Below are 11,302 nucleotides of genomic sequence, written 5' to 3'. Positions count from 1 at the left end.
AATCCAATTATCTTTAGGTCTTAAAAGATTAAGTTTTTCTTTAGAAGATACAGAGAAGCAGTTTAAAAGATCACAATTATCCTTGTTATTAAGAGTTAGGAAATCAGAATTTATCCAAAGAACATATCTTTCATAGGGTTCGCTACTATCAATTATTGGTTTATGAACTTCATAGCTATTAACAAGGAGAATATCCCAAGGCTTTAATCTATAAGATTTTCCTTCAATTAAATAAGATACTTTTCCAGAAATTAATATAATAATCTTCTTAAAATCATGATAGTGAAGTTCAAATTCCTGATTTAATTTATCTTTTAGATGAAAAAGCTGAAAATCTTTATTTAAGTAACCTCTTTTATTAGTAGATGAAGTACCGTCTATATCCATGATGAAACCTCCTTTTAATATAATCATAGCACTTTTTGCAATATTATTAGCAGTTTTAACTATATATTATGCAAAAAATTTTAATATAATAGTATTAAAGCACGACACTTAAAAAATTAAAACACTAATTCACTTTAACTTATGGCTCTGACTATGTCTGAGCCTTTTTAAAAATAAATTATTAAGTTTTGTTTAATTATACGGAAGATAAGTGTTCTTTAGTAAGAAAAGAAATTAATATGTTTATATAACAATTATTACGGAGGTTTAGATATGAAAAGAAAATTAAAGGCAGGAATATTAGGGGCAACAGGATTCGTTGGTCAAAGATTAATAACTTTACTTCATAACCATCCATTCTTTGAAATAGCTGTTTTAGCGGCTAGTGAGAGATCAGCCAATAAAACTTATGAGAACGCAGTTAATGGAAAATGGAAACTTAATATAGAGATGCCAAAGATAGTTAAAAATATTGTAGTTAAAAATATAAATGAGGTTAATGAAATAAGCGCTTTAGTTGATTTTGTTCTCTGTGCAGTAGATATGCCAGCAGATGATATAAGAAGAATTGAAGAAGAGTATGCAAAGACTGAAACTCCAGTTGTTTCAAATAACTCTGCTCATAGGATGACAAAGGACGTACCAGTTATAATTCCAGAAATAAATAATCATCATTTAGCTATTATCGAAAGTCAGAAGAAGAGACTTGGAACAGAGAGAGGTTTTATAGTTGCAAAACCAAACTGCTCTATACAAAGCTATGTTCCAGCTATAAATGCTTTAATGGACTTTAAGCCAACAAAGATAGTAGTAACTACTTACCAAGCTATATCAGGAAGTGGTAAGACACCAAAAGAATGGCCAGAGATGGATGACAATGTAATACCATTTATAGGTGGAGAGGAAAAGAAGAGTGAAGAAGAACCACTAAAGGTCTGGGGACGTATAGAGGGTGATGAGATAGTTCATAGTGAAGAGCCTGTTATAAGCTCTCAATGTATAAGGGTGCCTGTTTCAGATGGTCACATGGCAGCTGTTTTTGTATCTTTTGAAAATAAACCTTCAAAAGAGGAGATACTAGAGCACTGGAAGTCATTTAAAGGAAGACCACAGATATTAGAACTTCCAAATGCACCTAAACAGTTTTTAACTTATTTTGAAGAAGAGAATAGACCTCAGACAAATTTAGATAGAGATATAGAAAAAGGAATGGGTATAACTCTTGGTAGATTAAGAGAAGATGTTATATTTGATTATAAATTTGTATGTCTTTCCCACAATACCTTAAGAGGAGCGGCTGGTGGATCTGTTCTTACAGCTGAACTTTTGGCTAAGGAAGGATATATAGTTCCAAAGGAAAATCTTTAAAATAAATTTGATTTAATTAAACTTAAAGATAACGAGACTTACATCCTAATTAAAAAGTAAGTTTAAGTATAGATTAAGATTTAAGCTGAAAGTCATATAGAAATAATGAAAGTCATGGATATACCTATTACAATATATCCATGACTTTTCTTTTATATATAATTTTTATTTTTTAAACTAGCATATTTAAAAAATAAGCTTTTAGGTAGTTTTATTAGTTTCTATAGAATAGATTTAAGGTTTATACTTTAGAAATTTATATTAGAAGTTGTATCAATTTTAAGATCTAACTTAGGAGTTATCGCTTACTATTAGTTATTATCTAAGTATTCAGTTATTCTTATAACTTCCCCAGATTTAAAACCCTCACCTTGTATTATATTGCATATGGTTTTTCCAACTAACTCCTTAGAAAGAAGTTTCCCATCTTTTTTGAATGACTTAAATCTTTCGATAGATGAAAAGTTTTCTTTATCTAAGTCTCTTATTTCCTCTTGAAGATTGGTATCTATTATTCCAGGATATAAAACCATGACTTCAACACCACTATTTTTTTCACTTTCCTCTAAATTAAGAACCTTAGAGAACATATCTAGTCCACTTTTACTAGCTGCATAGGTACTCCATCCAAAGGTAGGACCTACAGCTGCACCGGAGGATATATTGAGGATTCTTTTAATTCCATTAAAGGAATTAGTTCTATTAATAAATTCCTTACAAATCATCATAGGAGAGATAAGATTTATATTAATATGGGTAGCAACTTCACTAGCTTCTAACTTAGAGGCTGGCATAGAAGGATATATTACTCCTGCATTATTTATAAGGTATATCTCATCATTATCCTTTAAGCAGATATTTGAAAAAACCTTATCCATTAAAGAGGAGATATTATTTATGTCCTTTAAATCATAATTAAAAAATTTTATTTTATTAGGGAAATCCTTCTCTAATCTTTCATTAGATTTTCTAGAGATACCTAGTATTTTAACATTCTCTAAAGACCCAAAACTTCTAGCAATTCCTTCTCCAACACCTTTTGATGCTCCAGTTAATATTAAATATTTCAAACTTATAACCCCCTTAAATTATTATAAACTTATGATAACATATAACGAATTGTATATAAAAGTATATTAGTAAAACTATGAAAGATATTGTATGAATATTAAAAAAATATATGATAAAATATATATTATACATAAAGAAGGGAAGTAATATAGTGTTTTTTATAGGTATTTTTGGAGTAGAACAAAAGGAAAAGTTGGTAAAAGAGTTTAAAGAATGTGTATGTAGGCATTGTACAACATCTAGTATATCCTTAATAAAAACCTATAGTTATTTTCATATATTCTTTATTCCCATACGTTCATGGGGAGAAAAATACTATGGATATTGCGCAAATTGTAATATACTTTATGAGGTTACTAATGATAAAGGAAAGGCAATAGAAGAAGGAGAAATAGAAGAGTTGACCTATTGGGATTTAATCGATGTAGAAAAACAAAATATGGGCAATAATCTTTGTAGTAATTGCAAAGGGGTTCTTGAGAGTAAATATACTTATTGTCCATACTGTGGTAAACATATAGATTAGACACATAAAATTAAATAGTCATAAAGGGAAACTTAATTCATCTGGAATTTTGATCTAGATGAATTCTAGCTCAGACGATTCAAGCATTTTATAATTATTATCTTAAGTCTTACTATCAATGAGATATTAGAAATGCAAAGTCTTTGGATAAGGATTTAATAAGAAAATAAATAATTTTATTTATAAATATATATTAAACTAGTATAAGGTCATATTAAATTATCTTTAAGGAGTGAAGGGGACTATGTATAGAAATAAAATAGGGGTTATTGTAGACTCATTTAAAATTCCTATATTAGATGGAATAAAGGCAGCTAGAGAGCTTGGAGCTAATGGAATACAGATATATGCAGTGGATGGGATTATGTCTCCAGAGAATTTAGATAAGGAAAAAAGGAAAGAAATACTTAAGTATATAAGAGGTAATGACTTATTAGTATCTGCCCTATGTGGAGATTTAGGAGGACATGGATTTACTATAGAAAAGGATAATAAGAGTAAGATAGAAAAATCAAAGAGAATATTAGATTTAGCCTTAGATTTAGAAACTAGGGTAGTGACAACTCATATAGGAGTAGTACCAGAGGATGAAAGAGAAGAAACTTATTATATTCTACAGGAGGCTCTTTTTAAATTAGGTGAAGTAGGGAAGGATATTGGAGGATATTTTGCTATAGAAACAGGACCAGAAAAGACTGCGGTATTAAAGAATTTATTAGATTCTATAAATACAAAAGGTATGAAGGTAAATTATGATCCCGCTAATCTAGTTATGGTAACAGATGATGATCCAGTTCAGGGAGTTTATAATTTAAAGGATTATATAGTTCACACTCATGCAAAGGATGGCGTTATGATTAAAAAGACAGATCCTAAAATAATATATGATTATTTTGCAGAAGGCGGAATTGAGGATATAAGACTTGAGGAATATTTTAAAGAAACTCCTTTAGGAAGTGGAAGTGTGGATTTTGAAAACTATATGAATGCACTAAAAGACATAAGTTATACTGGTTTCTTAACAATTGAGAGAGAAATTGTGGATAACCCATATAAGGAAATAAGTTTTGCTGTGGACTATTTAAGAGGACTTTTATAACATAACTGTTTTTAAATAAAATAGGGCTGCCGCACTAAGGAATTTACATATAATATATTGATTTGCAAATTTAAAATTAGCACAAATATATTGTAGTATTTATTCTTAATGCCACAGCCCCATTTTATATTTCTAAAAGGCATTTGTGATTAGGTACAAATAGATAGTAAATTTTCTTTAAAAATCTCTCTAATATCTCATTTAGAATATCTCATAAACATACAGTTTAAGTGAACTTAAAAAATAGCTTTAAGCTTACTTAGATTATGGGAATCTTCTAAAGGAATTTGTATAATCTCATTTTTATGTTTTAAATTTAATGTATTATTATCAATATATGTTTTAGGTTTAAAATATATATTATTATTATGAATCACTAAATAATTACTTATAAATGTCATATTAGCGAAATTGATATAAAGTATTAATGAAGTAAGTAAAGATAAAAATTAGGAATATAAGGAGAAAAGGATTATGAATTTTAAAGAGATAACTATACAAGATTGGGTAAGTAGCTATAATTAAAATTAAAAAAGAGAGGCATATTTAATGCCTCTAAGTTTTGTTTATTTTTAGGTATATGAATTTTATATATTTATTATTTTATTTTCAGTGATAGCTTCATGAGCCTTTAGTGATATACAAAAGGAAGTAAAGACCTCATCCATAGTAGGAGTTCCTTCTATATTGTTTTCAATCATATCTATAAGCATTAGAAGCTGATTATAGGTTGGCTTACATTTACAATGTATGTTTATCATCTCATACTTATTACTTTCATAATCATAGTATTCTATAAGATCTCCTTCTTCTTTGTTATATAATCTATCTCTTTGATGAATTAATTTTAGTCGTCCCTTTGGTCCTATAAATTCCTTCACATTATTAGATGATATTGTATTTCCCCAACCTGCTTCATAAAAAGCTACAGAGCCACCAGAAAGTCTCATGTTTATCATACCGTAATTATACTTGTCTAAGGGTACACTAGGTTCAGTTCTTTGACATATTCCACTAACTGAGGTTATCTCTTCACTAGTAACCCATCTAGCTATATCTATATAATGTACACCACAATCCACTATAGGGGAGGTATCCTTTATTAAAGATAAATATTTTTCCCAATCCATAGTATGATGGTTTTGTATCATTCTTATTATTAAAGGGTTACCAAGGATACCTTTATCTATTAATTCCTTTATCTTCATATAAGAGGAATTATGTCTTAGAATGTGACCTACTAAAACTTTAGAGGGTGAAGTTTTAACTAAGTTTAAGAATTTAGTACCATCATCTATATTAGTTGCAATAGGCTTTTCACAAAGTACATGTTTATTATGATTTAATGAAGATTCTAGTATTTCTAAGTGGCTAGAAGGATAAGTGCAAATTATCACTATATCAACCAATGGATCTTTTAAATACTTAATATAGTTAGTATCATAAGAATCTGCATTATATTTTCTTTTAAATAAATGAGCTCTCTCTTCCTTTATATCTACAACCCCATAGATGTTTATATTTTCTCTATAGTATATATCATCTAAATGTGCTGAGGCAATATGACCACAACCAATAACCACAACATTATAGATTTTATCCATTAGCCACCTCCTAATAGCATTGTATAAATTAAGATTAGTTATTTACTTAATTTCAGTTAAAACTCCCTTGTTATTTGCCGAGGTTTCTTCAGCTTCAGCAATTTTTATAGTTTCCATATTACTTTCAGGAGTATTCCTATCTACAGGTGAGTTATTAAGTATGCAATCTATGAAATACTTAATTTCTCTATAGTATCCATCATCCTTAGATAATTCAGCTTCGAATTTCTTTCCATCTACAGGATAATCTGTGACTTTCCCTTTTTGATAAACCAAACAACCCTTTTCAAAGTTAACTCTGTAGGTCATTTCAAAGCCAAATTCACCATTTATAGTCCAGTCATCTTGAGTATTTATGACCTTACCATCTTCATAGACATAGTTTGTTGAAAGGGCATCATATCCACTACCTTCTATAACAACCTTTCCTATGGTGGAAACAGCTTTTGGCTTTCCAAAGAGCCAATTTATTGTGTCCACATCATGAATATGTTGGTCAAATAAAGCTCCACCACCTTTATCCTTTTCAAGAAGCCAATTTTTATAACTCCATATAGGGGTAACTCCACCTCTAAAGAAGTAACCACTTATAACATTACCGTATCTATTACTTTCAACAGTTTCTTTAAGATATTCATAAGCAGGCCAAAATCTTAAGCAATGTCCTAGCATTAATAGCTTATTATTTTTTTTCGAAGCTTCTATCATAGCCATACAATCTTTTGAGTTTAAAGCCATAGGTTTTTCACATAAAACATGTAGCCCTTTATTTAAGGCTTTAATCGCTACTTCAGCATGAATAAAAGTTGGAAGTGGAGTATCTAAGTAATCAAGTTCCTCTTTTTCCAGCATTTCATCTACACTGGTGTATAGATTATACTTTGATAAGTCATATTTTCCAGTGCCAACAGCAATATTACCTTTAACTTCTTTTCCACCAAAAAGTTTTTCTTCATCTATGTCGCAAATAGCTACCAGCTTTACAGCATAACCTTCCTTTTCAAGTCTTATATAATTATCAAGATGACCACGGCCCATAAATCCTAAGCCAACTAAGCCAACCTTTAATACTTTTTCCATAACTTAATCCTCCTTTTATAATTTAGAGTGGTTTAATATTACATCCATAGCATTTGATGTTGAATAGACCATATGGTTAGATGGGTGATTATATGCACTAACTTCAGCTGTAACATAATCCTCATATCCTATATTTTCAAGAGCTTTTACAACCTTAGGGAAGTCCACATTTCCAGCCAGCAAATCAACAAATCCATTTATATTTCCAACACTCCTTCTAAAATCTTTAAAGTGAACCTTTTTTATTCTATTACCTAATATTTTTATCCAATGCTCAGGAAATCCATTTGGAAGAACATTGCCTACATCAAAGTATGCACCTACATAAGGACTATCTATTTCATCTATAAAATTTCTAAACTCCATAGGTGATAATAAAAATTTATTCCAAACATTTTCTATACCTATATTGATTTTAAGTTCTTCAGCATATTCTTTAAGCTCTAACATAGTTTCTAAAGATCTTTCATAGGCTATATCATAATCTATAATCTCACAATTGGGTATAAAATCGGTATGAACTGAGCCAGGTACAACTAATATGGTGTCGGCACCTAGGAGTTTTGCAAATTCTAGTTGTTTTCTTGTAATATCCTTTGCCTTTTGTACTATACCTTTGTCAGAGCTTGTATAATTATAGCTCCAATAAAGCCCACTAGCTAAGGAAGGTATTTTTATGTCTATTTCCTGGGCAATTTGTTTTATATTTAATATTTCTTTTTCTGAGGATTCTAGACTTAATTCCCCAGAGAGGTTTAAAGCAGGTTCAAAGCCTTGAAATTCAGCATCTTTTGCTATTTTCATAGCTTCTATTAAAGGAGTACCTCCTTTAAAGGACCAGATATTTATACCTTTTTTCATTATTAGCCTCCTATTCCTTAATTATATTTTCAAGAAAAGTTTTAGCTTCTAATATTTCTTTATGGTGATCCTTATTCCCCATTTCATTTTCTATGGTTAAGGAGCCGGTGTAACCAACTTCTTTTAAAGCTTTTATAAAAATAGGGAAGTTAACTTTTCCTTTTCCTATTTGTTTTTCTTCTCCTAAATATCTTCCAGTGGTAGGGTACTCACCATCTTTAGCATGAACTCCTTTTATATAACTTCCTAGAATGTATACTGCATCTACAGGATTAGCCTTTCCGTAGAGAAGGAGGTTCGCAGGATCTATGTTAATTCCTATATTATCAAGAGCTATATCCTCTATAGCTCTTAGAAGAGTTATAGGAGTTTCTTGTCCTGTTTCAAACAAAAAGTTTTGATTGTTTTTCTTAAGGGTTATACATATATGTTTTAATGCACTTATAACCCCAATATAGTCTTTATTGTTAGGATCCTCAGGTAAAAATCCTGCATGGGTAATTACATCTTTTATTCCTAAGAGATTTCCAAAGGCAGCACCTTCTAATATGCGCTCACATCTACAGAATCTATAGGTTTCAGGAACTAATCCAAGGGTTAAGGGACCATCATAAAAGTCCCATACTGCAGGCTGTTGCCATCCGCACCATATGGCAGTTATATCTATATTAAACTCCTCCTTAGCAGATGAAACTTCCCTGGCATTATTCTCAGTAAATACACTATTGTCCCAACATATAAGTTGGCAGTTATCAAAGTTATTTTCCTTAAGTTTTTTAAACTCATCTCTTATATTAGTAAATTTATTGTATATAACAATTACTCCAACCTTCACATTATCACCCTTTCATATAAATGGAAATTTAATGTATAATTATATTAGTTCTGTTAAATTAGAATTTAGTAAAAGTATATAAATCAGAGAAGATAAGGATTTTTAAGTTACTTATTAAGTCTTTAAAATTTAAATTTGTGAGATTTAGACTCTAGGATTAATAGAGTTACTATAAGATAATCTTATAATTTTTTTATATAAGATTATTTAAGATAAAGGTCAATTAATTTATAAATTTGGACACCATATTTATTTATAAATAGAGGGGATTAGTTTATGATTGAATACAACTCCACACAGCTTAAAAAAGTAGTTAATATTGAAGAGATAGTAACAATACATTACTTTGAATTTGCAAAGGACTATGTTTTTCAAGGGGAAAAGCACGATTTTTGGGAGTTTTTATATGTGGATAGGGGACAAGTTGAAATTCTTGCAGAAAACAAAGGTTACAAACTTCTACAAGGAGATATAGTATTTCATAAGCCTAATGAATTTCATGCAGTATGGGCAAATGGAATAATTGCTCCTAATATAGTAGTTATAAGTTTTTATTGCAATTCAGATATCATGAAGTTTTTTGAACATAAGATATTAAAACTATCTAATAACTGTAAAAGGATAATTGGAGAAATTATTAAGGAAGGGAAAAAAAGTTTCTCTAATATGATGAAGCCCCATGTTTTTCTTGAGAGAAGCAGAGAAGGACTTTTTGGAGGGGAACAGATTATAAAAATGGATTTAGAGAGGTTATTAATAGAGATAATAAGAGAAGATAAGGGAGATTCAAGTAAGGAAAGATCTTCATCCAGAACTAAGGAAAGGATGGAGATGGATTTAGTAGATAGAATAGTACTACATCTTAATGAAAATATAGAGAAAAACTATATGTTTGATGATATATGTAGAGACTTTTCTATAAGTAGTACTCAACTTAAAACCCTATTTAAAAATAAGATGAATATGGGAGTGATGAGTTATTTTAGAGAAAGAAAAATAGAGGAGTCTAAGAGGCTAATAAGGGAAGAAAATTTAAATTTTACTGAAATTGCGGAAGCTTTAGGATTTGGATCCATACATCATTTCTCTAGTACATTTAAAAAAATTGTAGGCATGACGCCTTCAGAATATGCACATTCTATAAAGGTAATTGGATTAGTATAAAATGTTGTGATAATTATAGGATTTCAAGATAAAAAGTTAATTTAGGTATGTCTTTAAGTTATGATTTAATATATGAAAAATCATAGGTATAAATTAAAAACTCTCTTAGGAACCCTATATAGAATTTCTATATAAAGCTTTAAGCTATATATAGTTTAAAGGTATAGGTCAAAAGATAAAAATTATGAGTATGAGGTAAAATTTTAGTTATGAATCCTATATTATAATTAAGTATGAAAAGATATTTTGTAAATTAACTTCTAAGATTTAGTTAGAGTAAAGGATATACTATAACTGAACCTTAGAAGCATTTTATTTAAAATAAATATAGAAAATTATATAAGTTTTAGTGAGTTTTAATACCTAGTCTCTCTCCCATTAGCACATGGGTTTCAAGTCCAAGACTTGATTGTTCTAATATATCTTCATCTATCTTTATAGTATTCTCTTTAAAGAATAATATGGCTGTAGAACCTCCAAATTTAAAATATGATTTTTCATCTCCCTTTTTTACCTCAGAGTTTGGAGTATAGGTCTGAACTATGGTACCAACACAGGTAGCACCTACTTCCATAAATATAATATCATCAAAATTATTTGAATGTAGAATACTCCATTCTCTTTTATTTTGACAGAAAAGCTTTGGAACTTTCTCAAGGGCAATAGGGTTAACAGAGTAATAGTGGCCATTCATTTCTCTAGATTCAGAACAAGTTCCATCATCTACAAAATGTAGTCTATGATAATCGCTTGGGCATAATCTTACTATGATGCATGTACCATTTTCATACTGTTTAGCTATTTCATCATCGCCTATAAGTTCTTTTAGGTTATATGTAAATCCCTTGATCTGAACTATGTTATTAAGGTCTATATTTGTAAATGCCTTAAGTCTTCCATCTGCTGGGGAAATTAACACCCCAGGAGTAGTATCAATAGGTCTAGAATTAGGTTTTAGTTTTCTTATAAAAAACTCATTAAAGGATTTGAAATCTTCTTTTTTAGATTCTGCAATAGACATATCTATATCTAAATCTTTAACGAACTTAGATATTTTTTTTGAGCTGAATTTTGTATCACAATAGCATCCATAAATCTTTGAAAAGAACTTTCTTTTAATAAAAAGTTCAAGAAAATTCATTCCTATAGGAGAAGAATAATTCCAAGTTAAATATTTTTCTCCAGCTACTTTTTCTATATCATAATTTTTAGTTCTTCGATTATATACTTTTATCATGAAAAATCCCTCGCTTATAAGAATTTATTTTTTAAAATTTAGTTAATATATAAATTATAAAGCATTAATG

11 protein-coding genes are annotated in these 11,302 nt (G+C 29.4%); 4 read left to right on the top strand and 7 right to left on the bottom strand.

Features of this window, described 5'->3' with window-relative positions:
• Window positions 1–387: AraC family ligand binding domain-containing protein (locus tag AB2369_RS07290; RefSeq protein ID WP_367665819.1), on the bottom strand; the 387-nt coding region annotated here is incomplete at its 3' end.
• A 273-nt stretch (window positions 388–660) separates the two neighbouring features.
• Here AB2369_RS07290 and asd point away from each other — a divergent pair.
• Window positions 661–1,755 (top strand): aspartate-semialdehyde dehydrogenase, encoded by a 1,095-nt coding sequence (gene asd / locus AB2369_RS07285; protein ID WP_367665818.1) that lies wholly within the window; start codon window positions 661–663, stop codon window positions 1,753–1,755.
• Between the two features lie 311 nt (window positions 1,756–2,066).
• On the opposite strand, the gene AB2369_RS07280 is transcribed toward asd, so the two are convergent.
• On the bottom strand, window positions 2,067–2,825 hold the full coding sequence (locus tag AB2369_RS07280) for a (S)-benzoin forming benzil reductase (RefSeq protein ID WP_367665817.1): 759 nt from the start codon (window positions 2,823–2,825) through the stop codon (window positions 2,067–2,069).
• 110 nt (window positions 2,826–2,935) lie between these two features.
• Between AB2369_RS07280 and AB2369_RS07275 the strand changes: the two genes are divergently transcribed.
• Both AB2369_RS07275 and AB2369_RS07270 read left to right on the top strand, forming a co-directional pair.
• Entirely contained in the window at window positions 2,936–3,352 is a 417-nt protein-coding gene (locus tag AB2369_RS07275) for a zinc ribbon domain-containing protein (protein ID WP_367665816.1), read from the top strand.
• 244 nt (window positions 3,353–3,596) lie between these two features.
• Window positions 3,597–4,451 carry a sugar phosphate isomerase/epimerase family protein gene (locus AB2369_RS07270; RefSeq protein ID WP_367665815.1) on the top strand — a complete coding sequence of 285 codons (855 nt, stop codon included), beginning with the start codon at window positions 3,597–3,599 and terminating at the stop codon, window positions 4,449–4,451.
• A gap of 587 nt (window positions 4,452–5,038) precedes the next feature.
• On the opposite strand, the gene AB2369_RS07265 is transcribed toward AB2369_RS07270, so the two are convergent.
• From AB2369_RS07265 to AB2369_RS07250, 4 genes are read right to left on the bottom strand one after another with little or no spacing between them, the layout of a single operon-like run.
• Complete coding sequence (locus AB2369_RS07265; RefSeq protein ID WP_367665814.1) at window positions 5,039–6,055, bottom strand: Gfo/Idh/MocA family protein; 1,017 nt, start codon at window positions 6,053–6,055, stop codon at window positions 5,039–5,041.
• Window positions 6,056–6,097: 42 nt separating this feature from the next.
• Entirely contained in the window at window positions 6,098–7,135 is a 1,038-nt protein-coding gene (locus AB2369_RS07260; RefSeq protein ID WP_367665813.1) for a Gfo/Idh/MocA family protein, read from the bottom strand.
• Window positions 7,136–7,150: 15 nt separating this feature from the next.
• Entirely contained in the window at window positions 7,151–7,996 is an 846-nt protein-coding gene (locus tag AB2369_RS07255; RefSeq protein ID WP_367665812.1) for a sugar phosphate isomerase/epimerase family protein, read from the bottom strand.
• A gap of 10 nt (window positions 7,997–8,006) precedes the next feature.
• Window positions 8,007–8,831, bottom strand: coding sequence for a sugar phosphate isomerase/epimerase family protein (locus AB2369_RS07250; protein WP_367665811.1), 825 nt, complete (start codon window positions 8,829–8,831; stop codon window positions 8,007–8,009).
• Between the two features lie 276 nt (window positions 8,832–9,107).
• Between AB2369_RS07250 and AB2369_RS07245 the strand changes: the two genes are divergently transcribed.
• On the top strand, window positions 9,108–9,995 hold the full coding sequence (locus tag AB2369_RS07245; RefSeq protein WP_367665810.1) for a helix-turn-helix domain-containing protein: 888 nt from the start codon (window positions 9,108–9,110) through the stop codon (window positions 9,993–9,995).
• Window positions 9,996–10,341: 346 nt separating this feature from the next.
• Here the strand turns inward: AB2369_RS07245 and AB2369_RS07240 are convergent, their stop codons facing one another.
• Window positions 10,342–11,232 carry a phosphatidylserine decarboxylase gene (locus AB2369_RS07240; protein ID WP_367665809.1) on the bottom strand — a complete coding sequence of 297 codons (891 nt, stop codon included), beginning with the start codon at window positions 11,230–11,232 and terminating at the stop codon, window positions 10,342–10,344.
• Between the last annotated feature and the right edge of the window lie 70 nt (window positions 11,233–11,302).

It is taken from the genome of Clostridium sp. (assembly GCF_040797585.1).
Taxonomy (GTDB): Bacteria; Bacillota; Clostridia; order Clostridiales; family Clostridiaceae; genus Clostridium_Z.
This window is presented reverse-complemented; position numbering and strand designations above follow the sequence as displayed.

What these genes read in the sequence shown, in the direction of transcription:
- AB2369_RS07245 (WP_367665810.1), top strand. Translation starts at nt 9,108, where the DNA reads ATGATTGAATACAACTCCACACAGCTTAAAAAAGTAGTTAATATTGAA.
- AB2369_RS07275 (WP_367665816.1), top strand. Translation starts at nt 2,936, where the DNA reads ATGATAAAATATATATTATACATAAAGAAGGGAAGTAATATAGTGTTT.
- AB2369_RS07255 (WP_367665812.1), bottom strand. Translation starts at nt 7,996, where the DNA reads ATGAAAAAAGGTATAAATATCTGGTCCTTTAAAGGAGGTACTCCTTTA.
- asd (WP_367665818.1), top strand. Translation starts at nt 661, where the DNA reads ATGAAAAGAAAATTAAAGGCAGGAATATTAGGGGCAACAGGATTCGTT.
- AB2369_RS07240 (WP_367665809.1), bottom strand. Translation starts at nt 11,232, where the DNA reads ATGATAAAAGTATATAATCGAAGAACTAAAAATTATGATATAGAAAAA.
- AB2369_RS07265 (WP_367665814.1), bottom strand. Translation starts at nt 6,055, where the DNA reads ATGGATAAAATCTATAATGTTGTGGTTATTGGTTGTGGTCATATTGCC.
- AB2369_RS07260 (WP_367665813.1), bottom strand. Translation starts at nt 7,135, where the DNA reads ATGGAAAAAGTATTAAAGGTTGGCTTAGTTGGCTTAGGATTTATGGGC.
- AB2369_RS07270 (WP_367665815.1), top strand. Translation starts at nt 3,597, where the DNA reads ATGTATAGAAATAAAATAGGGGTTATTGTAGACTCATTTAAAATTCCT.